Here is a 26,600-nt window from a genome sequence, read left to right on the forward strand (position 1 = left end):
GGATGCCAATAGAGAACATCATATTCTATGCGTTTTTAGGACTTACGGGTCTGTCGGCATTGTTTATTCTATTGTCTAAGAATATTCTGTATTCGGCATTTGCGCTGATCGCCACCTTTATTGGGATGGCGGGCATTTTCGTATTGCTCGGTGCTGAATTTGTGGCCATCACTCAAATTTTGGTGTATGTGGGAGGCATCCTCATATTGATGGTTTTTGGAATTATGCTCACCAACCGTCTGTCGCAAGCCAAAGTGGAAACTGAGGTGTACAATAAGTTTTTTGGAATTTTGATCTCGGTCGGGCTATTTTATATTTTGGCCAAAGCCATTGAAATGGCAGATTTTGCCAATATGGGTTGGATGAAAAATGCGCCTTCATCCCCTTCAAGTGTTCGAGATTTAGGAATGAAAATCATGACGGATTATGTACTGGTTTTCGAAGTCATTGGCATTTTGCTTTTGCTGGCTTTAATTGGCGCAGTGCGCATCGCAGGAAATACAAGAGAGGAGGGAGCCGATGCCGCTTAATACGATTTTGCTGTTGGGTGCTGCCTTGTTCTGTGTCGGTTTGGCCGTTGTGGTTACCCGCAAAAATGCCATTGCCGTTTTGATTGGCATTGAACTCATGTTGAATGCTGCCAACTTAAACTTAGTCGCTTTTAGCCGTTTTGATGCAGTAGAGTTTCAAGGTCAAATCTTTGCGCTTTTTGTGATTACCGTGGCCGCTGCCGAAGCCGCAGTAGCGCTGGCAATCGTGATCAAAGTGTATCAACATTTCCAAACCGCCAATCTGGATAAAATCAATGAGCTGAAAGGATGATTGATTTGAATGACATCATATCGACCACGGAATTTAATCCTTTGATTTATTGGATCATCGCTTTGATGGCTATTCCATTGCTATCGTTTTTCACAACCACTTTTCTGAAGAAAATTGCGCCCATTTGGGGTACACTATTATTGGGAGTTAACCTTTCAATTTCCATTTATCTGGCTTCGCAATATTGGGACACTACTGGAGTGTCAATTCGTGGCAACTGGTTTAGCATTGGTGATACGCAACTCACTTACTCTTTCCTCATCGACCAATTAGCGTTGATTATGCTGGTGGTGGTTAATTTTATTTCGGTGTTGGTGCATTTCTTTTCCATGGAATATATGCGCCATGATGAGAATAAGCCACGTTATTTTGGTTTGCTTGGGCTGTTTACCTTCTCCATGTTGGGCATTATTTTGTTTTACGATTTGCTCTTTATTTTCATTTTTTGGGAATTGGTAGGCTTGTCTTCTTTCCTGCTTATTGGTTTTTGGTTCGAAAAGAAATCAGCCTCCTTGGCGGCTAACAAAGCCTTTATTATGAACCGAATTGGCGATTTAGGTTTTATCACTGGTTTGATGATTCTCTATTCGCAATTTCAAACTTTCGATTTAGAAGGCATAAAGTCATTGACAGTACTCAGCAGTATTGAAGATGGAAATTGGGTAGCCGAATACTTTAAAAATGGAGAATTGGTTAGAAATGGCCTCGATGGCCGATGGCTCAGCGCAGCCGGAATTGCCCTGTTTTGTGGGGCTGTAGGTAAATCTGCTCAATTCCCATTGCAAGTCTGGCTTCCCGATGCCATGGAAGGGCCAACGCCAGTTTCGGCATTAATTCACGCGGCTACTATGGTGGCGGCTGGTGTGTTTATGATCGCCAGAATCTTTGTGATTTTAGATGCTCAGGCGTTGGAAGTTGTGGCTGTTGTTGGTGCTATTACTGCTTTTATGGCGGCTGTTGCAGCCTTTTCACAATTCGACATTAAAAAAGTTTTGGCCTATAGTACCATCTCGCAATTGGGTTATATGGTTTTGGCCATGGGCGTGGGCGCTTATACCGCTGGGCTTTTTCATTTGGTAACACATGCCATGTTTAAGGCTGGACTTTTCTTAAGTGCCGGAACTATCATTCATCAATTGCATCAGCTTGAGGACAAGGATATCAATTTCGATCCGCAAGACATGCGAGTGATGGGTGGGCTTCGGAAGTACATGCCAGTCACCTTCATCTGCTTTTTGATTTGTGCATTGGCCTTGGCAGGCTTACCAGGTTTTTCTGGTTTTCTTTCAAAAGATGCCATTTTATTGAATACCGCAGTGTGGATTGATGAAAAGGGTGGAGGCTTCTATTTTATTGAAGTGCTGGCTTTTGCTACGGTATTGATTACTGCTTTCTACACTTTCAGAATGATTTTTTTGGTGTTTACGGGTGATTTCAGGTTACCAAAACTCATTCCAGCGAACACTACATTAAAGCCTTTGCAGGAAGGAAATATCTTCTTGCAGTTGCCGATGATTCTATTGGCCATTGGCTCGCTGAGCGTGATTTTTGGCTTTACTATGAAGGCCGAAAACACTTGGTTTTATAGCCTTATTCAAGATCCAATTTTCTTGGTGCCCGAAAGTTATGCGGCATTCAATCTGATGGATTTGCCTCACGAATGGTTCGAGAATTTACATTTTCGTGTGTTGGCCATTTCAATTGCATTGGCTTTGTCGGGTGTAGTAATTGCCTACTTCTTATTCAGACCAGGAGCAAAATTTTCAGCTTCTTTTGTTGAACAGCGCGAACCAATTGGTGTAATCGCTCAGATTTCATTTTATCACTGGTATCAGAATGCGCTTTACGAAAAGATTATATTGAAATTCATATTGTGGAAGGTGAAGCGCATTGCTTGGTTTGACCGTGTGATTTTAGACGGTTTCATCAATTTTATCGCCAAGTTTCAGGTGGTGTTTGCGCACCTCATTGCTTGGTTCGACAGGAATATCATTGATGGATTCGTACATTTGACGACTTATACCACAGGGCGCGTTGGGCAACTTACGCGTTCGGTGCAGTCGGGCAATGTACAAGCATATATTATGGCTGCTTTGGCCTTTTTAATTCTCATGTTAATCTGGCTTCTATTTTAGTGAAATGATAGAAAATCTTTTAACCTATATCATATTTACCCCGCTACTTGGAGCGCTTGTGGTCTTACTTTTACCACAATCTAAAACTAGTAGCTTTAAATGGGTGGCACTTGTAGCATTGGGCGTTACGCTTGTGCTATCCGTGTTGGCAGTGACTAGTTTTGATGCTACGGTAGAAGGACTTACCAATTCCGAAGAACAACTTCAGTTGGTAGATAAAGCCGAATGGTTTTCTGTAGAACTGGGTTCCCTTGGTAAATTCTCTGTCGATTATTTTGTCGGGGTTGATGGATTAAACCTGTCCTTATTGCTTTTAGCGGCCATTGTACTTTTTATTGGCGCCATTTCTTCCTTTGGAATTAAGCAAAAACAGAAGGGCTATTTCGGTTTATACTTGCTGCTTTCTACTTCGGTTTTGGGTTGCTTTGTAGCGCTAGATTTCTTCCTTTTCTACCTCTTTTTCGAGTTTATGCTTTTGCCCATGTATTTCCTTATCGGAATTTGGGGTGGGCCAAAAAGAGAATATGCTGCCATTAAATTCTTCCTTTATACACTAGTCGGTTCCATCTTAATCCTGATTGTCATGATTGGGCTGTACAATTCGGTTTACGATCCAGTAAAAACCGGTTTGGAAGCAGGAGTGATTGAAAATGTTTCTGAGGCTTCTCCGGACATGATCAGCAGTATACAGTATGCCGTACAAGCTGGGCAAATGGAAAGTGAAAATATTGTGAAGTCATTCAACATGATTTCAATGGCGGATGATGCCAATTACCTGCCTGATTCATTTTTAGGGAAAAACAGTTATGGTGAAATCTTCGGTCAATCTGCCCGATGGATTGCGTTTTTAGCCTTGTTGATCGGTTTTGCGATTAAGCTTCCAGCTTTTCCGTTCCACACGTGGTTACCCGATGCGCACGTGGAGGCGCCAACCGCAGTTTCGGTAGTATTGGCAGGAATTCTATTGAAAATTGGAGGTTACGGAATTATTCGGACGGCCTTTAGTTTCTTCCCTGACAGTGCATTTCATTATTCGTGGCTGATCGGCTTCTTTGGCTTGTTCTCTATATTGTATGGCGCGATGAACGCTTTGGCGCAAAAAGATTTAAAGCGATTGATCGCTTACAGTTCCGTTTCTCACATGGGCTTTGTGTTGCTAGGTTTGGCCGCCATGACAGTGGAGGGTGTTACTGGCGCGATTTATCAAATGTTCAGTCACGGATTAATATCGAGTATGCTCTTCCTTTTGGTGGGTGTTTTATACGATAGAACCCATGACCGTGGAATTGAAAACTATGGCGGCTTGGCTTCTAAAATGCCGAAATTCACTATTCTGATTACCATTGCTTTCTTTGCTTCATTGGGCTTGCCGGGCTTCTCAGGCTTCATTGCCGAACTGATGGTGTTTATCGGAGCCTTCAAGTCTTCAACCGTAATTGGCGCCATTCCTTATTGGATGCCAGTGGTGGCCACTTTAGGTTTAGTATTAGGCGCAGGTTATTATTTATGGACACTCCAGCGTATGTTTTTTGGCAAGTTTTGGGTGAAAGACAAGGCGTGGAGAGAGACTTTGGTAGATTTGAATGCCAGAGAATATGTGATGTTGGTTCCATTGGTAATCCTGATCATTTGGTTCGGTATTTACCCTGCCACCTTGCTCGATCTTATTAATAATTCAGTGGAAGGTTTCACACAGCTTTTAATCCTTTCGGTTGAATGATGTTGCTGCAATCCAATATGGCACTTGGGCTGAAAGAGCAAATTCAAGGCATTTCGGCAGATATTGCTTGGTTAGCGCCAGAAATTACTTTGGTCATTACAGCTGTGCTTTTGTTGATTTATGACTTGATTTTCAAAGAGAATAAGTCTGTTGGTTTGGCTGCCATTGCTTTTGTGGGGCTGGCTTTCTCCTTGGTTTTACTTATTGCTAGTTGGGGAAATGTTGAAGGAGATAGGATCCTTATGGGCGGAATGATCCGTTTGGATGGAGCCGCCATTTACTTGAAAGCACTTTTCAGTATTGGCGGAATGATCGGTTTGGTGATGATGCTTCGCTCTAAGCAAAAGGAGAAATTTTTTAAATCAAGCGAAACGCTATTGCTGTTCTTCAGCTTGGTGTTGGGTACTTTCTTGATGGCAATGGCCATTAATTTTTTAATGGTGTATGTGGCTATCGAACTGGTTTCAATCTGTTCTTACGTGCTTACGGGGCTTTTCAAAAGCAAAAGAAATTCTGAAGCAGCCATGAAATACTTGCTGTTTGGCGCTGTGGCTTCTGCGGTAATGATTTACGGAATGAGTTGGTTGTATGGCTTTACAGGTACATTAGACTTTACTTCAAATGCCTTTGTAGAAGGCGTTTCTCAAGTAGCAATATTGCCGCTTTCCTTGGCTTTAATAATGACTATTGGGGGCTTTGTTTTTAAACTAGGCGCCTTCCCTTTTCATATTTGGTCACCCGATGTGTACGAGGCCAGCCCAACACCAATTGTGGCTATTTTCTCTTCGTTACCGAAATTGGCAGCCTTGGCCATTTTGTTCCGCTTTGTGGCAAACCTTGATATAACCATAATCGATTGGCAGTTATGGTTAGGTATTATTGCCATTGCCAGCATGACGGTGGGTAATTTTTCCGCCATATGGCAAAAAGATGTCAAACGTATGTTAGCCTATTCTTCCATTGCCCACGCAGGTTTTCTCTTGGTGGGAGTTTTGGCTTTTTCTGAAAGTGGATCAACTTCGGCACTATTCTACGGAAGTATTTATCTATTAATGAATTTTGGGGCTTTCTTCTTGGTTCAGTTATTCGAAAATAATGAAGGCAAAACTTCTTTTGATGTCTTTAAAGGAATGGGCTCTAAAGTGCCTTATTTAGGAGTGTTGATCCTTATTGTAATGATTTCGCTCACAGGCCTTCCACCTATGGCCGGGTTCAATGCCAAGCTTTATATTTTCTCAAGCCTTTGGGAATCTTGGCAAACGGAAGGCTCTTCCATTTTAATTTGGGTTTTAATTTTCGGTTTGTTGAATACTGTTGTTTCTCTCTTTTTCTATTTAAAAATACCTTATTACATGTTTTTTAAAACTAGGAAAGAGGCAGAGAACCCTGTAACAGAAAGCTTAACTGACAAAATACTGGGCACTATTTTGGTTGCGCCCCTGTTATTGTTATTCTTTAAATCAGATTGGTTGTTGAACGTTTTGAATAGTATTAACTTTGCCCTTTGAATCGACTAAATGAGCGAACAGATTAAACACGAGTGCGGGATTGCTAAAATCCGTCTCAGAAAACCCCTCCAATACTACATCGACAAGTATGGCTCAGCCACTTACGCCATAAGTAAACTCTACATCATGATGCAAAAGCAAGCCAACCGCGGTCAAGACGGGGTTGGGGTGGCAAACATCAAGATTGGCGTAGACCCTGGAACCCGTTACATTAGCCGTTACAGAACCATAAGCCAGCAGCCGATTACGAATATTTTTGGGAAAATTTCGAAGAAATTTGAGAAGGCCCAAAAGAAAGAAGGCTACAATCCTAAAGATGCTAAATGGCTGAAGGATAATATGGGTTTTACGGGTGAAGTTTGGTTAGGTCACCTTCGTTATGGAACACACGGCAAAAATAGTATTGAAAATTGTCACCCATTTCTGAGACAAAATAACTGGAGAAGCCGAAACTTAGTAATGGCGGGTAACTTCAACATGACTAACGTTGACGAGCTTTTTGATTTGCTTCTAAAATTAGGGCAACACCCAAAAGAAAAAACAGATACGGTAACGGTAATGGAGAAAATCGGCCATTTTATGGACGAGGAAAACCAGCGAATTTTTGAGAAATACAAAAAGAAAAAGAACAACACCGAAATTACCGAAATTATAGAAAGTGAAATGAATATTCAGCGTGTGCTGAAACGTTCATTTAAAGACTTTGATGGCGGCTATGCCATGGTGGGAATGCTAGGGCATGGGGCATCGTTTGTGGTGCGCGACCCAAATGGAATTCGCCCAGCCTTCAAATACATTGACGATGAAGTGATTGTTGTGGCCTCCGAAAAGCAGGCAATCAAAGCAGCTTTCAATGTAAACTATTCCGATATTTCTGAGGTAGAGCCAGGCCATGCCTTGATTGTACATAAGGATGGTGAATGGGATGAAGTGCCAATCATGAAAAAACGCGAGCTTAAGGCTTGTTCATTCGAAAGAATATATTTTTCGAAAGGTACCGATCCAGATATTTATCGTGAGAGAAAAGAGCTTGGTAAGCTATTAATCCCTCAAATATTAAAGGCTGTTAATTTCGACTTAAAGAATACAGTTTTCTCTTATATACCTAATACTGCTGAAATCTCTTTCTTGGGTATGATGCAAGGGGTAGACGAATACCTGCTTCGCAAAAGGAAGGATATTATCATTGATGGGAAACCGCATATTGATGATGTTGAAGAACTTTTGAGTTTTCAGCCAAGGGTAGAAAAACTGGTAATTAAAGATGCCAAACTGCGAACGTTTATTGCTAGTGATGAAAGTCGCGACCAATTGGTAGCCAGTGTGTACGATACTACTTATGAGGTTATCAATAAAAAAGTAGATACCATCGTAGTTGTTGATGATTCGATTGTTCGAGGAACTACTTTGGAAAAAAGTATTCTAAAGATGCTCGATTTGCTCGAGCCTAAAAAGATTGTGATTGTTTCTTCAGCACCGCAAATTCGCTACCCAGACTGTTATGGAATAGACATGTCGAAAATGAAGGAGTTTGTAGCCTTTAGGGCAATGTTGCTGTTGCTAGAAGAAAAATATGGCAAAGGTCATAAAGAGCTTGAGAAGGCTTACGAAATGGCTGCGACAAACATTGATAATAAAGATCAGACCAATTATATAAAGGCACTTTACGATCAGTTTACTGACGATGAAATTTCGGCTAAAATCACTGAAATTGTTCGCCCGAAAGGCATGAAAGCAGAACTTGAAGTAGTGTACCAAACTGTTGAAAACCTGCATAAAGCTTGCCCAGATAATTCAGGCGACTGGTACTTTACCGGAAATTATCCAACCCCTGGTGGGCATCGGGTAGTGAATAAGGCATTTATGAATTTCTATGAAGGAAAAGAAGGAAGGGCTTATTAAGCCCTTTTTTTATGTCTGAATTTTTAAGGTAACAAGCTAAAATCAATTTTGGGAGCAACGCCCAAAGGTTCACGTTCAATCATGCTATCTATGGGTGTCCAGCCAGTAAAGAAGCCACAATTTTGCATAAAGAAAGATGTTCCTTCGGCTCCGCCAGCATAGTCCATTCTAGATTCTTTTCTGGCGGTAGCATCAGCGGTAAACTTGGCGGTGGTCATTTCATGCCAGTTACCTTTAGTGTCATACACCCATTGGTTTGAGTATAGTCCTTTTCTCGATTGATTACCCGTTTCGGTATGGAAGTTTTCTAAAAATGAATGAGGCCTCATTACATAAGTATCGGTTTTGGGTCTTCTAAAAGAAGCGATCAATTCCCACTCCCCAATTTCAGGAGCAAAGAAATAGGCGGTATAGTCTGTACTGTTATTCCCTGCTGGTTCTGCCTTTAAAAGAAAGCGATAGTTAGTTCCAGCTTTCCACATGTATTTGCGATAACTCTGTCCGCCTGATCCTTCATTGCCAAACTCACCAGTATAAACACCATCACCTTTTTTCAACATTTTAATCTGTTGGTCTTCAGGAATTTCTTTTGGGTTATCGGTTTTGAAGGGGCTCCACACTGAGAAGAGGATTCTTCTTTCATCAGCGCCATTTACTTGTATTCCAAAATAGCCTTCCGCAAATCCGTTGGCCATAAAATAACTACCCAATACATCTTCGCCTGCGGGTACATTGATTTCATTGTAGAAATAAAGCACGTCCGATGCCTCTTCGGGCACCTGATATGTTATATGAACTGAAGGGCCTCTTCGCCCCCAGTAAAAATCATCTTTGGCGAAATAAACTTTTTCTTCTGTAGCAGCCCCGCCAATGAGTATTTCAGAAATATCTATAGATGATGAATTGTCATCTCCTGTGATTTCGAGCGTATGATAGCCCGGTTTTTCAATATTGAAGCTGGCAATTGAAACTAGTTCAAGTTCAGTATTGGAGAGTTTTACCGTTTTCCTTTCACCATTGAAACTGACATTTACGGTTGTAGTGTTGGCCGCCTTTGCCTTCATCCCAATTTTAATTTCACCAATGGCCTCAGTATAAAAATAGGTTTTGGCGGTTGCTTTATTTGGATTCCAATTTTTCACACCATTATCAAGCAGTGCCCTATCTTGCTGAGAATCCAGTCCTTCAATCCATGTATTTCCCTTGGTGGGTATGGCAATAGGTAATTCCTCTGTGGTAAATTTTTCAGCTTTTGGGGCGCACCCCATTGTGAAGAGGAGTAGTAATGCCAGAATTGATTTTTTCATGTGTTTATTATTAGGTTCTGAAAATAGTATTTGCTTTCGAGTTTAAAAATGAAACTTACAATTTCAGTAAAGGCTCATCGTGATGTCTCCTTTCAAATAATGATTGAACTCAATCTCCCAATTTATTTCTAAGTAACACTTGTCTCTATTTTCAAAATGAGTGATTAAATAATTATAAAGGTTGTAATGGTCTCGTAAGGTAGTTTAGATAAGTATGTGTAAATGCTAATTCTTATTCGTTTTTAAAATGACTAACCTTTATGATGTTGAGCAAGGAAAAAAAAATGAGCTCTTCTATTTACAAAAATGAAATGTATCTTGAAATGGAATTCAAACTAGACTACAAACCATGCCTTTATCCTTGAAGACATTTATAAGGCTATCTTGCTTTTTATTTTTATTACTACCCTTTAGTAGCCTCTCCCAAAGTCTGGATTCTCTCAGAGCAACACTTAGAGTTGATATTCACGACACTTTGAAAATTCAAACCTATTTAGAATTAGGTAAGGCCTTTGAAAGAAAAAATTTAGACTCTAGTTTGATTTATTTAGATGAAGCACTACTACTTTCTGAAAGACATTTTAGCGAGTCTCCCCAATTTAAAGGCCTTGTATTAAGGGCAAAAGCAGAAGCCTATTTGGCCAATGGAGACGAAGAATGTTTTGAGTACTACCTGGAAGCAATGGACGTTTTTGGGTCTATAGAGTGGAATGAAGAACTGACGCTAACACAGTATGATCTTGGTAAGGCTTATGATAGAGCATCTCAATTTGATAATGCGATTGAGCAATATGAAGCGGTAATAAATAGAAACATAAAAGAAGGCACAGAATTTAAGATGGCTGCTGCTTATAATAATGCTGGTTTGCTGTATTACTATTTAAGAGAGTTGGAAAAAGCTTCTGGAATTTTATTGGACGGAATTAGATATGTAAAAACAACGCCAGATACCGTTAACCTCAGGGCCTTTTACATGAATTACGGTTTGGTATTAAAGGAGCAAAACAGATACGAATTGGCCAAGCAGTACATGAAAAAGGCCATGGTGATTAATGAGGCGATCGGAAACTTGAATTCAGTTGCTTTGGCGCATACCAATATCGGACAGATATTGATTAAACAAGATAGTCTTGATAGGGCCTTTGAATCGCTGACAAAAGGATGGGAGATTTCAAAAGAAATTAACACTTCTGGTTGGCCAACTGCAGACTATTATAGGAATGTATCCACAATTGAATTTTATAAAGGCAACTATCAGCAATCGCATGATTACATCGAGAAATCTGTGGCCAATCTTCCCGAAGGCACAGCCCCTCAGTCTGTTGGTGATATTTATGGGAGTTTGGTAGAGAAAAAGCTGGTTTTGGCTGATTCTGTTTTTGCCAACAATCCGACCAAACAAAGACAATTATGGAATGAGGCTTTGCCTTATGCCAGAGAAGGTTGGGAGTTAGCCCAACAATCAGAAGCAGGCAACGTACGATATCGGTTGGCCTTGGGGCAAGCAAATCTTTACGCTAAATTGAAAGACTACAAAAAAGCCTTTGAGTTTGGTAAACTAGCCTTAGAGATATCACAAGAGATTAACGATCAGGCCAAAACAGATGCCATAGCGCGAATGTCTGCCGAGTTTGAAACAGAGCGCATTGAAGCGCAAAATGACTTACTTCAGGAAACACAAAAACGACAAACAGCACAACTGAAGCAACAGCGATATCTAATTGCAGGTGCTTTAGTAGTATTGATATTGATAGTAGCTATTATGCTTATTATTCAACGTAATGGACTCAAGCTTAAAAAGGCCAATGCGCAAGTAGAGAAGTCATTGGAGCAAAAAGAGCTATTATTAAAAGAGATTCACCACAGGGTAAAAAACAACTTGCAAGTAGTTTCCAGTTTGCTCGATTTACAGTCGAGGGGAATTGAAGATGAAAAGGCACTGTATACCTTTATGGAAGGGCAAAATAGGGTGAAAGCGATGGCGCTTATTCATCAAAAGCTTTATCAAAATGAAGATCTTGCTACAATCGATTTTGCTGAATATGCAGAGCAGCTAATGACAGAATTGGCATCTATTTATGCTGGCTCTGGAAAAGTTAAAGGGTCTGTTAAATCTGCTCAGAAAGCTAATTTCGACATCGATACGGCTATACCATTAGGACTCATCTTGAATGAATTGATTTCAAATGCCTACAAATATGCCTTCCAAGAAGGAGAAGGAGAGTTAAGTATTTCGATTGAAGATTTGGGCAATGGGAAACATCAGTTGACAGTGAGTGACTCTGGCCTAGGTCTGCCGCAAGATTTCGACTTTAATAAGGCCAAAAGCCTTGGGTTAAGGTTAGTGAGAAGATTGGCAAAGCAACTTTATGGCAGTGTGGAGTATTCAAATATTGGAGGAGCAAAATTTGTGATTAACTTCACCGATACCTTACAGCGCAAGGCAATCTAAAAATGAGCAAAGTAAAAATACTGGTAGTAGAAGATGAAATGGTGATAGCAGATAACATCTGTCTGATACTCGAAGATTTGGGTTATGAGGTTTTAGAACCCGCTATTAACTACGAAGAAGCTTTGGAGATGATTGAATCTGAGCGCCCAGATATCGCCATTTTAGATATTCAGTTGGGGGGAAGAAAAGACGGAGTAGACCTGGCCTGGACAATTAAAGAACAGTTTGATTTTCCATTCATTTTCCTCACTTCCAATGCCGATGCAGGAACAATAGAGCGGGTAAAGAAAGTGGCTCCACCAGCCTACTTGGTCAAACCATTCAAAAAAGACGACCTATACACTTCCATTGAGTTAGCCCTTCATAAATATGCCGAGCAGAAAAATGAAGGAAAGGTTGACGAAGAATTGCTCATCAAGGATGCCATCTTTATTAAAGAGAAAAACCTATTTCATAAGATCAAGCTAGAAGACATACGCTTTCTAAAGAGCGATCATGTTTATGTGGAGGTTTATACGATTAAAGATCAAAAACACCTCATTCGTGGTAGCTTGACTGACCTTTCAGAAAGACTGCCCAATAATTTTTACCGCACCCATCGCAGTTTTACCATCAATGTAGACCATATGGACGCTATCAACTCAGCCTATGTGTTGATGAATGGTGAACAAATCCCTATCGGCAAAAACTACCGTGACGACCTCCTGAAGAAAATTCGGGTAGAGTAACTCAAAGCTAAATTGGTACGTCATGCTGAACTTGTTTCAGCATCTCCTGTTGAACTAAAAAGGCTCTGAAAAGAGTTTAGGGTGACGATTTTAGAGGGTGACGAATGCTTGAACTACCAACCTTCTGGTCACCGCCATTGAGAGAAGCAGCTTCGCTATGAGAATAAGGTTGTTATGAGGCAATGAACTGTCGGTCACGTCACCGCGAGGCACGAAGCAGTCTCAACAGCTCGAGATTGCTTCGTCTCAAACTTCCGCTAGTGCTCAGTTTTGCTTCCCGCAATAACAACCTAATAAAAAATCTTCCCCTTAAAAGGGAAGTGCCCATAGGGCGGTGGGGTTCCCAGAACAAAAAATCACCCATTCAGAACAATTTCAGGTTTCTAAACTAACCCTTCATTAACATCACATTCCCATTAGGGAACCTCAACACTGTCAACACTGATTTTGATCAAATAGATTTCTTTAGAAGACTTTCTTCCTCTCTATGTGAAGAGGTTTATCAACCATCCACACTTTCAGAACAAACCAGCCATAGTTCAGAACATAATTTTTCATGCGCAACGAACCATTGGTTTCTTCGCTGCTGACTATTGAATACCGAAACACTTGCTATATGAAAAGTCCCATTTTAAAAGCACTAATTCTTTCGTTTTCCTTTATAACTCTTTTGTCAACTTCACTTTCAGAAGCACAGACCCTAGAGCCAATTTTCAATCCATCAATGACACCAATAGCATTTGGGCCTTCTGAATCTGCTTTGGGCGAGGGGATAGGCAATGTGATTGATGGAAGTAAGTCAAACAAATTTCTGACTTTCGAAAAGTCTTGGGGTTTAAACTTCTATGTCGACACAGAAGAGATATCAATTGTTAAATCCTTGACCATTACAACTGCGAATGACCATCCAGAACGGGACCCTAAGTTGATCAAGATTTATGGAAGAAATGTTCCTGCAGGAACAAACAGTACAGACACAAAGCCCGGATGGACTCTTATTGACGAGGTGAGCTTTAGGTGCAGGGACTTGAATGAGGAGAGACATGCTGACAACACTGAAGATGTTGATAATGATTTGGCCTTTAATAGTTACTGGATCAGGCTTCATAACCCGTGTGATGCGAGTGAGGCAAATAGTGTTCAGATATCAGAAGTTCAGCTTTACGGTATATTTAATCAGGCACCTTCAATAATTTTTGATGAAACAGCAACAGGTGGCGCAGAGGTGGGAAAAGAAATCACAGCAATATATGAATATTCTGATCCTGAAGATGATCCAGAATCGGGTACTACATTTCAATGGTATTCGGATGATGTCGCTATTGAAGGAGCTACGAGTGCGAAATATACACCAACCATTGCTGATCTAGGTTCTGAGCTAAAAGTGAAAATTATACCAAATGATGGGACGTCCTTCGGGTCAGAGGTGCTTTCATCTTTAGGTACAGTCAATTGCAAGGCAGGCTTTACTTGTGATGTTCAAAACGTATCTGTTTGCGACAGTGATAAGTATCAGGTGCCTGGCGGAGATTTAGTTTCGATCAACGGAACTTATGAGGTCACAGAGGGAATAGTTAAAACCTACTACAATGTTACTTTCAATAGGGCAGAGGCAAGTGCTAATGTATTCTCTGATGGCTTAATTGCAGAATCAGGCTCTGTTGCCTACACCGCCCAAACCAGTGTTACAGGAGTGCTCACCTTTGATAAAGATCAGGATTATTGGGTAGACATGAACGCGCTTCAGGATGACCTCAATGGCACCAGCCGTTCCGTTTTTATGTGGGTAAAATCCGAGGCCAATGTGGCCAATGATAATCAGGCACTATTTGCCATTAATACTGGCTCAGGGGGCAATGTTGCCATTTTTTGGATTGATAATGACGGAGACAACCTGGAGTTATACGATGGAAACAATGCCCGCTCTGCGTCCTTTAATATGAGTGACCAGCTCTGGCATTATGTAGGATATACCTATGATGTAAACACCAATGAGACTGTGATTTATGTAGATGGTATAGAAAACCAGAGATTCACGAATAACCAAAGTACGGTAGCTGATTCCAAATACTCTCTCGGTCAGGAATTTGACAATGCCAATGATACTGACCATTTCAATGGCGACATGGCAGAAATTTCGGTATGGGACGAGGTACTCACCGCAGCAGAGGTTAGAGAAGCCATGAAGGCCAAAATCAATAATGGCCACCCCAAATTTGCCAATCTGGTAGGGTATTATTCAATTTTCGGAGATTGTGAAGATGCTACGGATGTACTAAAAGATCACTCAGGTAAAGGTAATGATGGAGTGATGCAGAACAATTTCACTGTTGACTTTAAAAATGTTCAGTCCGTTCCCGGCTTTAATGCCATTGACTGGTACGAACATATAAGTTGGAAAAAGGATGGAGCAGAAGTTTCAACTGATCCTGCATATACTTTCGATGTAGCTGCCGGAAGCTATGAGTTGGTAGCCACTAGAAACTTTGTGCAAAGCACCGACACATGGTCTATGACGGTCAATGGCAATGCCACTACGGTAAACCAAATTACTGACGAAACCCTGTGCTTAAACGGTCCCGTAACCCGGACGGTAACTACCAGTCAGGTGAATTACCTGGATTTTGAAGAAACGGAGAATAATTCCATTGAAGTGAATGGCTTGGCCGATGCGTTGGCCGGTAAAAGCCGCTCTGTGTTTATGTGGCTGAATAAAGAGAGTAACATTGGCAGTGGAGGCTTTAATGAGGTCTTGGTGTTTCAGGATTCAGATGTAGATAATCTGAGCCGCTTTTATTTCAGGGATACGGAGCGTTTAGCCTTATGGGATGGTACTAATGATCGCCTTAACTCTTCCGTACTGTCCAATGACACCTGGTATTTTGTAGGGTACACTTATGACAATGCTACAGGTGAGACAAAACTCTATCTAAACGGTAATGTGGAAGACAGCGGAACGCTGAATATGCCTTTGGGTGAGGGATGGTTTGCCACTTTAGGAGCAAAATATAACGATAATGGCCTGGAAGATTACCTGGATGGCAAAATGGCCGAAATCACCATCTGGGATAAGGTTTTAACTCAGGAAGAAGTAACCATCCTAATGGGCGCTGCCCCGGCACACGATGCCACTAATTTGGTAGCAGCTTATGGTACACATAAGAATATTGCAGACAACCAATTGCGAGACCTGACTGCTAATGGAAATAATGGTTTGGCCTCACACCAAACGATTATTGTCAATAACCTGGAGGAGGTGATTCCAGATTATGATGCTTCGGCTCATTACACTTTTTCCTGGAAAAAAGGAGGGATAGAATTTGATACTGATGCCATCGGCAATATTACTGTAGAAGAAGGCACCACAGCGTATTCTGTAACTTATGGTACACCACTGTTCCAAAAATCAGATGACTTTAGTCTAAGCTATACCAATCTGATACCGACACAGCCTGCTGGAAAAATAATTGCTGCATCTACGAATGTGACATTTGAAGTGGAAGAAATTCCAGGCGCGTCTTACCAATGGTATAGAAGAGAGGAAGGGTTTGATGAAGTCAAAATAGCCGGAGACCTTACAATCCGGGACGTATATCGGGGACCCGATGGCACCATCTACAACGCCACTTCAACCGCAGGTATTTATTATACTACTGATGAAGGAAATACTAAGGTGATAAGAACCACAGCCCATGGTTTGGTTGTAAATGATATTAATGAGATTCGGGTTTTTGACAATGACATCTATGTGGTGCAAAAAAATACCGCTGTGAGTATTTCAAAAGATGGAGGTAATAGTTTCCAAACACTTTTTCAACGTACCTCAATCACTAGCCCTATTCCTAATACGGTACTGAAAGCGGAAGATGGGTCTATTTATATCGGAGCTTTAAACGGCTTACTTGTTTCTACTGATGGGGGAGCAAACTTCAACAATCATACGGATGTTACAGGAACTGTTGATGTGCTCTATGAGGTGGGTGAAACTCTTTACGTAGGAAGCCGTGAAGGGCTATTTATTTCAAATGATAATGGAGCTACTTTTATTCAGAAGACTATTACAGATGGTCTTGCTTTCAATAGTATTCGAGATGTTTATAAATCTGGAAATACGCTTTATGTAAGTACACAAACAGCAGATTTTAAAGATGGAGCTATTTCTACTTCCACAGATGCTGGTGAGTCTTTTACCAAAACCATTACAGAAGCCAATGGTTTTAACGGGCATCTCGTGAATGCCATTTACGAATTCGCTGGTGACCTCTTCGTAGGCACATCCAGAGGTCTCTTTGTTTCTTCAGATCAGGGAGATACATTTAGCCAATTCTCCTCTCCGGACGCATTCACAAAAAGTGTTTTATCCCTTTCTGAATATAATGGACAGCTAGAGGTAGGTACAAGCGAAGGTCTTTCAACCTATAGAAGTAATCTGAAGCTCGAAGATGAAACCAGTGGCTCTACTAACCTGATTGAAGGGGCAAAAACCCGAAAGCTTACCATCAGTAAAGTAGCATTAGAGCAAAATGGAACGGTGTACTTTGTGGAGGTCACCAAAGGAGATTGCAAACAGCAATCAGATGATCTTTTGTTAACTGTTGTGGATGTACCAGGAGTCACATCAATTAGCCCTGCCAATGGCACTACAGATGTAGCCATAGATACCGAACTGAGCATCGAGTTTAGCAAAACCGTTTCCAAAGGCTCAGGAGGGCTAAAGATATTCAACTATGCTACCGATGCTCTGGTCCAAACATTCACAGCCGATGATTTAACCATTGATGGCACCACCGTTTCTATTACCTCGGGCGTTTCGCTAGACAATTCCAGCCAATACTACATCACCCTAGATGCCGATCTAGTAAAAGACAATAGCAATGCCGGCAACCTGGCCATGACAGATAAAGATGCCTGGTCATTCTATACCATTTGTGAACCTTTGGTGCTTACGCAACCGGAAGATCAGTCAGGCTTTGTGTCTGGCAGTGTTACTTTTTCTGTGCCTGAGGTTGCCGGAGCGAGTTACCAATGGTTCAAAAGCCAAAACAAAACAGAAGAGATTTATGATTTTTCAGGATTGCTCATTACCGATATTAATACAAATGAGTCTACAATTCACGTAACAACAGGCTTTGAAAGACTATTCACTTCTACTGATGGAGGTGAGTCATTCACCGAAAATGTAAACATCGCAGGAAGAGCAAGGAAGGTAGTAGAGTTTGATGGTGTGCTGTATGTGGCCACTTTCAACATGGGACTTGCCATTTCCACAGACAATGGGGCAACTTTCGATTACAAGAATCAGGCAAATAATGGACTTGCAGATGATAATGTAAATAGCATCTATGTTAACAATGAAGCCATCTATGTATCTACTGACTCTGGTTTGAGTATTTCAACAGATAATGGTGAAAGTTTTGTTACCAAGACAACAAATGATGGTTTGGGAAGTAATACCGTAGAAGAAGTTTATGCGAAAGGTTCTACTGTGTATGCTGCTAACTCCAATGGTGGGTTTAGTGTTTCCACTGATGGAGGAGAAACTTTTACATCCAGAATAGGTGGAAATAGTGGCCTCACTTCATCTATTTCAGAGTTGGCGGTTGCTTCTGATGGTACTATCTATGCAGGAGGCGTTAGTGTGTTTGTTTCGAAGGATGGAGGGGATAGTTTTACCGAACTGCCTGCTGCTGAACAGTTTTTATCATCACAAGTTTACGACCTAGATATAGAAGATGATATTCTTTATATCAATGTGCAGGAAGAGTCTTTGGGAGCCGCTGTATATTCCAGCGCTGATGAAGGTAATACCCTAACCACACTATCACAAACAGATGCCTCTGGGTATAGGGAAAGGACAATATCTGTTTTAAACGGACAGGTATTTGCTGGTGGATACTCAGGTACACTTGTGAAACACTCTGGTGTAACATCCCTGAAATCTGGAACAGACCCTCAATCCGATAATTATATTTCCGGTGCCACTACCGCTTCGCTAACCATCAGCAAGCTTACTGAAGATCTCGACCAATCCGAATATTTTGTGGTGGTCACTAAGGGTGAATGCGAGGAGACATCTCAGATAGCCAAACTTACTTTGGGCACACCAGCCCCGTTGGTTACAAACCTATTTCCAGCCGATGACGAATTAGATGTTGACATTTCTCCTGAAATCAGCATCACCTTCGATCAGGCCATTGTAAAAGGTACGGGAAATATTGAAGTAAGAAGAGCCTCAGATGATGAGCTGCTGGTAGATGTCGCTGTCAATTCTATATTGGTTACAGTAGATGATCAAACGGCTACCATAGTATTGGGCGATACCAATCTTGAACTAGATACGGAGTATTACATCACCATTCCAAACACCGCTTTTCAAAATGGGTCAGGTATTGCATTCGCTGGGATTTCTGACAAAAACACTTGGAGCTTTACTACAGAAACGGAAGAAGTAATACCTCTTATTGTAGCTGCCACTTCCCCAAGTGCTACTCGCGATGCCCAGATAGATTTTCCATTCTTAAATATTCAGTTCAATGAACAAATTGCTATTGGCTCAGGACAAGTTAGTATTTATCGTACTAGTGATAATAGCCTATTTGAAACTTTAGATATCTCTACTGCGAGAATAAAAAATAGTGGTAGGCCTTTGCAGGCTCAGTTAGAACTTTCACAAAACTGGGAGGCAGGGGTTGAATATTATATTCAATATCCTCAAGGGCTGATCACCAGTTTAGATGGTGCAAAAGTGATTCAAGCCATTGATGATAATACAACCCTTGCTTTCAAAGCAGAAAGTTTCAATGAAAACATCATTACCAGCTTTTTCCCAGCTACAGGAAGCAACACCTATGTAGCCGATTCTGAAGTTGATTTTAAACTCTTTACAAGCATAGGAGTAGGCCTAGAAAGAGATCCGTTGGGTTCCTTTAGAATATATAAAGCAGCCAATGACGAACTAATCAAAACCATTGAATATGATGGCCAGAATGATAGAGACTTAGACTATGGCGATGACGAAAACTATATCAAATTTGAGTTCGATGATGATGAACTGGAACCTGGCACAGAATACTATGTGCTCATTGATGACGGTTTTATTGTGTCATATGAAAACGCATTGTTTCATGTTGGCATCTCAGACCCTACTACATGGCGTTTTACCACATTGGCAGCGCCAACCACGCCAACATTAATAGGTATTGAGCCAGCCACGAGCGCAACGGGTGTTGCTGTAAACAGTAATATAGTGTTGACCTACAGCGAAAACATTCAATCTTATTTATTTGGAGAGAGTGGCACAGCCACCAACAATGTGGTGCTTTATGATGCCAATGATAATGTGATAGAGACTCTTGCTTCCGATAGATTGAAGTATAGCGGAGCTAGAATATTGATTAAACCAACCAATGATCTTGAATACAATACATCATATTATTTATTGATTGATGATGAAGCTTTTGTTAGTAATAATGGAGTGAAAACAGAAGCGATTACTGATCCTACGGTGATCAGCTTTACCACGGCAAGCCAGCCTAATACGGCACCAGTGGCTAGTAGCGTAAGCATTGCTGGCAGCTTAGAAGCCAATCTGGAGCTTACAGGTTCTTATAACTATAGCGATGCAGATACCGATGCCGAATCTGGTTCGGCACTCCAATGGTTTGTGGCCGATGATGCTACTGGTTCAAACAGAACGGCCATTTCAGGCGCAACGTCAAGCACGTTTACCCTGACTTCTTCTGAAGTGGGCAAGTATATCACGTTTGCGGTAACACCAAACGATGGAACCGATGCCGGAACAAGAGTTTTAGCGGCTTATGCCGGTCCTGTAGAGGCAGCTGTTATACCAACCTTGGTCAGCACTTCCCCAGTCGATGGAGCGATTGATATTTTAAAAGACGCCAACCTGAGCCTTACTCTGAGTGAAGATGTTACTGCGGGAATTGGAAACATTACCTTGACTCCGGTTAATGGAACAGCCACAGTAATTGATGTTACTTCTGCCGTGGTGACTATTTTGGGAACCGATGTAACCATCAACCCAGCTTCCGATCTTTTGGAAGGGGAGTTCTATACGGTCACCTTCGATGCTACTGCTTTTGTAGATGCAAATGGCAACAATTCTACTGGATTGACCAATGAGACCACATGGAATTTTACGGTAAAAGAGGCCAATGTAGCACCTGTAGCTCAAGGGGTAAGTATTAAAAAATCTTTGGTTGTTAATGGGGTACTGGAAGGTTCGTACACTTATTTCGATCAGAATGATGATTCGGAGTCAGGTACAACCTTCCAATGGTACCGTGCTGATGATGCGGTAGGAACTGGCAAAACAGCGATCAACGGGGCAACTTCGAATTTGTATACGGTCACTAATGACGACAACGGCAAGTTTGTAAGCTTTGAGGTAACTCCGAACGATGGAACTCTGTCAGGTACAGCAGAAGAAAGCACTTACTTTGGGCCAATTCTGATCAATGATGGAGTCACCAATATTCCACCAGCCTTTACTTCAGATGCTTTGACCTCTGTGTTGGATAATGCAGCTTATAGCTATACCATCACCTACGAGGACCTGAACAACGATGTGCCAACACTCACTAAAACCACTGGGCCAGATTGGTTATCGGTAAATGGGTTTGTGTTATCGGGTAACCCAACTTCAGCCAACATTGGTAACCATAGCATTGTCTTGACCTTAGATGATGGGAATGGCGGTACCGAAACTCAAAAGTTTACAGTAACAGTGCTGGCAAGCAATACGGCTCCTATCGTGAAATCTGTTGGTGTGGATGTTGTAACGAGTCCAACTATTGGTGCTCCACTACGCGGACTTTACAATTTCATCGATTTGGAGTCCGATCCGGATAACTCCAACTACAAGTGGTACAGATATGATGATCTTTCGGGTTCAGGCAAAACTGAAATAAATGGGGCAACCTCGGTTAACTATACTTTGATCGCAGCAGATGCTGGCAAATACCTTAGCTTCGAAGTGACTCCAAACGATGGTAAGGTTGATGGTGCTACCGTAGAAAGTACGGTTTTAGGACCAGTAGACAAGAAAACCCCGGCTTTATCTTTAAGCGATATTACCAAAACTTATGGTGATGCTGATTTCATTCTATCTGCAAACACTAATTCTTCAGGAGCAATTAACTACACTTTCAACAATGACCAGACAGGAGCAGCTATCAATGGTTCTACTGTGACTTTGGGCAATGCGGGTGAGATTACCGTTAATGTCAGCTTGGCTGAAGATGCAGAGTATCAATCAAGACAAGTTCAAGGCACTATAACCATAGGCAAGAAGGCCATTGAATTGACTGCCACTGATGCAAGCAAGAGTGTAGGCGATACTGATCCAATCCTGAATTATACAGTAACAACCGGAAGTATTGTAGGTAGTGATGAAGTGGTGACCGTAAGCAGAGATGCTGGTGAAGCACCGGGTACTTATGCCATAAACCTAACTGATGGTGCAGATGCAGACAATTATGAAATAACGGCTGTTCCAGGAGTATTCACAATTTCACAAAGAAGCCTGACGATAACAGCAGAGGTTGCAACCAAAACCTATGGCGATGCTGACCCTACTTTCAACTACAGCATTACTGAAGGGGCTTTAGAAAATGGAGACGAACTGAGTGGAGGAATTACCAGGGTTGAGGGGGAAGATGTAGGCATATATGCCTTGCAGGGTAGCTTATTCAATCCTGATTACAAGATCACTTTTGTTAGTGCGGACCTGACCATTGGTAAAGCGACTTTAACAGCCACTGCTGATGACAAGTCCAAAGCCTATGGTGAAGAAAACCCTGAATTAACCATTAGCTATTCAGGCTTTGCAAACGGAGATACCAAAGCAGATATTACAGAACCGACCGCTTCTACTGTAGCCAATGCGTCTAGTCCAATTGGGACTTATGACATCACGCTTTCTGGTGGTACAGCAACTAACTATAATATCAACTTAGTTAATGGCCAATTGACTGTTGAGCAGAGGCCGTTTATAACTACTTGGGAGATAACAAGCAATGATGTAAACCGTTCCAGAACATTCTTCAATACTCTTGGAAGTCACACTTATCTCTATGACATTGATTGGGGTGACGGTGCTGTCGAAACTGACCTGACCGGTGCTGCCTCGCATACTTACGTGGCAGAGGGTACTTACACGGTTAAGATAAGCGGGCAGTTTCCACAGTTTGAATTGTCTTTCTCCAGACTGAGGTCTGTTGAGCAGTGGGGTGATATTGAGTGGAAAAGTATGGAAGGAGCATTTGTCGCTGCCGATTTCGACATCAATGCCACTGATGCTCCAAAGCTTTCACAGGTTACTTCAATGAAACGCATGTTCGAGAGAACCTTCATCGGTAAACCAGACCTAACATCTTGGGATGTATCCAAGATCACCAATATGTCTGAAATGTTTAAAGAGAGCGATTTCAATGGAGACATAAATGGTTGGGATGTCAGTGCAGTAACCGACATGTCATACATGTTTGCCCAGACAGAAAACTTCAATTCATCCATTTCCAACTGGAATACATCGGCAGTGCAGAACATGTCTTACATGTTCTACTACGCTCAGAGTTTTGATCAACCAATTGATGCTTGGGATGTTAGTTCGGCAACAACAATGTCATCTATGTTTGCCGATGCAGCTTTGTTCAATCAAAACCTCAATTCTTGGGATGTGAGCAGTGTAACTAAAATGGATAAGATGTTCGATAATGCATTGCTATTCAATGGTGACATTACAGGCTGGAATGTGAGTAGTGTAACGGATATGTCGAACATGTTTGATGATGCCAAAGCATTCAATCAAGACATCAATGGCTGGGATGTGAGTAACGTTACCAGAATGAATGCAATGTTCAATGATGCCGATGCCTTTAACCAAGACCTTAACTCTTGGGATGTGAGCAAGGTGGAAACCTTCCAAGCCATGTTCCAGAATAACGATACGTTCAATGGCAACATCAGCAACTGGGATGTTTCCAATGCTACTAAATTGGAACGTATGTTCGAAGATGCCCATGCCTTTAACCAAGACATAAGCAACTGGCAGCCGACCAATGCCGAAAACCTAACGGCCATGTTCCGCGATGCCAGATCATTTAACCAGGATATTGGTTCTTGGAAATTCCCTAATGCTGATAGGCTAAACCAAATGTTCTATGAGGCAGCGGCTTTTGATCAGGACATTTCATCATGGGAGACAGGCAATATTGTGGACATGAGTTCCATGTTCGAAAATGCAGAAGCCTTTAATCAGAATATTGGAAACTGGGATGTAAGCTCAGTAACCAGTTTCGGCAGTATGTTCAGGGGAGCTTCCATGTTCAATCAGGACATCAGTGAGTGGGATATGAGTGCGGCCACAAGCATGAACAGCATGTTTAAAAATGCCACAGTATTCAATCAGGATATAAGTGGGTGGGTATTTGCCGATGGTTTGAGCAGCATGAGTAGTGTGTTTGAGAATGCCACTGCATTTAACCAAAACCTGAGTAATTGGGAAATAACTAACATTGAGAACCTCTATGCGATTTTTAATAACTCAGGTTTGTCCGTGGCTAATTATGATGCTACGCTAATCGGTTGGGCTGCGCAAGAGGTAAAGAACGATGTTGAGTTTGGGGTCACAGGCCTTCAATACTGCGCAGGTACCGAAGCAAGACAATCATTGATTGATGAGCATAATTGGACTATCGAGAATGATACCCAAGGATGTTCAGCCACAGTTACTATTCCCGATGTATCGGCCAATGAAGATGATGGTGCTATTACGGTTACCCTAACTTCTGACGCATTTGTAATAGGCGGCTTTACGGTAGATGTAAGCACAAGCAATGGAACAGCTGAGGCCGGTACGGATTACACTGCTGTGACTGCCGAAACCATCACTTTTGCCGGTACAGTAGGAGAGACCCAAAGCTTTACCATCACCCCAACTACTGATATCGATGTAGAAGTCAATGAGACCCTGACAGTAAGTATGGACAACCTGATAACAGGGGTCAATAATAGGGTGACCATTACTGATGAGGCGACAATAACCATTCTAAACGATGATGTGCCTGTAGTTTCATTCAACACAACGGCCCAAAGTAATGCAGAATCTGTGACCAACAGTAGCATTGTGGTGAACTTGGATCAGGCCGGTCTTTCTGCGGCAACAGTTGACTATACAGTAACTGGAACAGCCACAGGAGGAGGAGTAGATTACACTCTTGCCAATGGTTCGCTCAGTTTTGCAGCAGGAGAGCTAAGCAAAACGATAGACCTGACAATTGTTGACGATGCACTCATTGAGGAAAATGAGACGGTAGTGATTGCGCTATCCAACGTTTCTGGTGCTAGCTTGGGTGTCAATACAGTGTTCACTTATACCATTGTAAACAACGATGCAAAAGTGACCATCGAAAATATAAGCCAGTTTGAAGACGGAGAGTCTTTCTTAGTGTCAGCTACACTTGAAGGGACTATTGAAGGCGGATTTACAGTTGATCTATCGACTACCGATGGCACAGCTACGGTGGCCGATGGAGACTACACTGCTGTTAGTGGAACTACATTAACCTTCATCGGAACCGATGGTGAAGTTCAAAAGCTGGATATTGCACCAGGTGTTGATAGTAAACTCGAAGCCGATGAGACCTTTACAGTTTCCTTGAGCAACTTGGCTGGAACCACAGCCAATGTAGTGATCACAGATCAGGCCGTATTGACAATCAAGAACGATGATACCGCGGCAGTAACCCTTGCCGATGCCAGCGGAAATGAAGGAGACGGAGCCATTACAGTTACCGCTACCATAGACAATGCTGTTCAGGGTGGGTTCACGGTAGAAGTAAATACAGTGGATGGAACAGCAACACTAGCCAATAGTGACTACACAGCCGTTGCGGGTAAAACGTTGACCTTTGCCGGAATAGCCGGAGAAACACAAACCTTTACCGTAACTCCAACCAACGATTTGATTATAGAGGCTAATGAAACACTAACCGTTTCAATGAGCAGGCTAAGCACTGTCTTGGGAGTTGATGTCAGTGATGAAGCCACGGTAACCATCGTTAACGATGACTTCAATAACTTCCCAACCGACATCACTTTAAGTGCAAGTTCTATTGCAGAGAACAATGCGCTGGATGCTACAGTCGGATCATTGTCTACAACTGATGCTGATGTTACTAACACTCATACTTATGCATTGGTAAGTGGCGCTGGCGATTCGGACAATGCGAGCTTCACGCTAGCGGGTTCAACCTTAAAAACGAATAACACTTCGTTCAACTTTGAGGATAAAGCCAGCTATTCTGTTCGTATTGAAACCAACGATGGAGAAGGCGGAACCTTTGCCAAGGCCTTTGAAATTACTGTGACCAATGTAAACGAAGCACCATTTACCCTGAGCCTTACCAATGCCACCATCGAAGAAGCCGATGAAGCCCAAGAAGTAGGGCAGTTCATATCACTCGACCCAGACAATGGAGACAGCTTTAGCTATAGCTTAATTGCTGGTGCTGGCGATGCCGATAACGCGCAGTTTGCCATTAGTGGAAACACCTTGAGCAGTGCTGGAGCTATAGATTTTGAAGGTGGAGCAAGCCGAAGCATTCGTGTGCAAGTAGCCGATGCAGGCGGGCTTACTTTCGAGCAAACCTTCAGCATAACTATTGAAGATGTGGTGGCCGAACCGGTGAGGGAGTACACTCAGAACGAACCAGGTGCCGATGTGAAAAACGTATTCTCGCCAAATGGTGACGGAGTCAACGAAACCTGGGTGATTGAAGACTTGCTCGATAATCCGTTCAACCAAGTGAAAATTTTCGCCCAAGGCGGAAAACTCATCTATAGTAAGGTGAATTACTCCAACGATTGGGCAGGAACATTCAAGGACAACCCAGTGCCAGAAGGAACCTATTACTATGAGATTCTCATCTATGCAGATGCCCTGTCCACCACGCCAGCCAGAACCATTAAAGGCTTCTTAACTATAATTAGAAACAGATAAACA

The 26,600-nt window shown here is 41.9% G+C and carries 10 protein-coding genes; 9 read left to right on the forward strand and 1 reads right to left on the reverse strand.

All coding sequences use genetic code 11. The annotated features are described in order from the left end of the window. Positions 1-2 precede the first annotated feature (2 nt). From AWW67_RS17070 to AWW67_RS17095, 6 genes are read left to right on the forward strand one after another with little or no spacing between them, the layout of a single operon-like run. Positions 3-530 (forward strand): NADH-quinone oxidoreductase subunit J family protein, encoded by a 528-nt coding sequence (locus AWW67_RS17070; protein ID WP_071387172.1) that lies wholly within the window; start codon positions 3-5, stop codon positions 528-530. Continuing rightward, the gene (gene nuoK, locus AWW67_RS17075; protein WP_062303251.1) at positions 520-822 is read left to right on the forward strand and encodes an NADH-quinone oxidoreductase subunit NuoK; all 303 of its coding nucleotides are present in this window, start codon (positions 520-522) and stop codon (positions 820-822) included. Before AWW67_RS17070 ends, nuoK begins: the two co-directional genes overlap by 11 nt. A 5-nt stretch (positions 823-827) precedes the next feature. After that, a complete protein-coding gene (gene nuoL, locus AWW67_RS17080; RefSeq protein WP_221405278.1) occupies positions 828-2,957 on the forward strand; it encodes an NADH-quinone oxidoreductase subunit L in 2,130 nt (709 codons plus the stop codon). 4 nt (positions 2,958-2,961) lie between these two features. Further along, positions 2,962-4,677: a complex I subunit 4 family protein gene (locus AWW67_RS17085; RefSeq protein WP_062303255.1), complete on the forward strand. Its 1,716-nt coding sequence runs from the start codon at positions 2,962-2,964 to the stop codon at positions 4,675-4,677. Beyond that, positions 4,674-6,185 carry an NADH-quinone oxidoreductase subunit N gene (locus tag AWW67_RS17090; protein ID WP_082794087.1) on the forward strand — a complete coding sequence of 504 codons (1,512 nt, stop codon included), beginning with the start codon at positions 4,674-4,676 and terminating at the stop codon, positions 6,183-6,185. The genes AWW67_RS17085 and AWW67_RS17090 overlap by 4 nt, the downstream gene beginning before the upstream one ends. A 9-nt stretch (positions 6,186-6,194) precedes the next feature. Further along, on the forward strand, positions 6,195-8,087 hold the full coding sequence (locus AWW67_RS17095) for an amidophosphoribosyltransferase (RefSeq protein ID WP_062303258.1): 1,893 nt from the start codon (positions 6,195-6,197) through the stop codon (positions 8,085-8,087). Positions 8,088-8,110: 23 nt separating this feature from the next. On the opposite strand, the gene AWW67_RS17100 is transcribed toward AWW67_RS17095, so the two are convergent. Further along, entirely contained in the window at positions 8,111-9,394 is a 1,284-nt protein-coding gene (locus AWW67_RS17100) for a DUF3472 domain-containing protein (protein ID WP_071387173.1), read from the reverse strand. A 475-nt stretch (positions 9,395-9,869) separates the two neighbouring features. On the opposite strand from AWW67_RS17100, the gene AWW67_RS17105 reads away from it, so the two are divergent. The 3 genes from AWW67_RS17105 (at position 9,870) to AWW67_RS17115 (ending at position 26,597) form a co-directional block, all read left to right on the forward strand. Continuing rightward, the gene (locus AWW67_RS17105; RefSeq protein WP_062303260.1) at positions 9,870-11,846 is read left to right on the forward strand and encodes a histidine kinase dimerization/phosphoacceptor domain -containing protein; all 1,977 of its coding nucleotides are present in this window, start codon (positions 9,870-9,872) and stop codon (positions 11,844-11,846) included. A 2-nt stretch (positions 11,847-11,848) separates the two neighbouring features. After that, entirely contained in the window at positions 11,849-12,574 is a 726-nt protein-coding gene (locus AWW67_RS17110) for a LytR/AlgR family response regulator transcription factor (protein WP_053223897.1), read from the forward strand. 616 nt (positions 12,575-13,190) lie between these two features. Then, positions 13,191-26,597, forward strand: a complete 13,407-nt coding sequence (locus AWW67_RS17115; RefSeq protein WP_176700072.1) for a BspA family leucine-rich repeat surface protein — start codon at positions 13,191-13,193, stop codon at positions 26,595-26,597. Positions 26,598-26,600: the final 3 nt, after the last annotated feature.

Origin of the sequence: Roseivirga seohaensis, assembly GCF_001592945.1 — a bacterium.
Classification (GTDB): domain Bacteria; phylum Bacteroidota; class Bacteroidia; order Cytophagales; family Cyclobacteriaceae; genus Roseivirga; species Roseivirga seohaensis.

Excerpts from the sequence above, each read along its gene's own strand:
- AWW67_RS17110 (WP_053223897.1), top strand. The coding sequence starts at position 11,849 with ATGAGCAAAGTAAAAATACTGGTAGTAGAAGATGAAATGGTGATAGCA.
- AWW67_RS17070 (WP_071387172.1), top strand. The coding sequence starts at position 3 with ATGCCAATAGAGAACATCATATTCTATGCGTTTTTAGGACTTACGGGT.
- AWW67_RS17085 (WP_062303255.1), top strand. The coding sequence starts at position 2,962 with ATGATAGAAAATCTTTTAACCTATATCATATTTACCCCGCTACTTGGA.
- AWW67_RS17100 (WP_071387173.1), bottom strand. The coding sequence starts at position 9,394 with ATGAAAAAATCAATTCTGGCATTACTACTCCTCTTCACAATGGGGTGC.
- AWW67_RS17115 (WP_176700072.1), top strand. The coding sequence starts at position 13,191 with ATGAAAAGTCCCATTTTAAAAGCACTAATTCTTTCGTTTTCCTTTATA.
- AWW67_RS17095 (WP_062303258.1), top strand. The coding sequence starts at position 6,195 with ATGAGCGAACAGATTAAACACGAGTGCGGGATTGCTAAAATCCGTCTC.
- nuoK (WP_062303251.1), top strand. The coding sequence starts at position 520 with ATGCCGCTTAATACGATTTTGCTGTTGGGTGCTGCCTTGTTCTGTGTC.
- AWW67_RS17090 (WP_082794087.1), top strand. The coding sequence starts at position 4,674 with ATGATGTTGCTGCAATCCAATATGGCACTTGGGCTGAAAGAGCAAATT.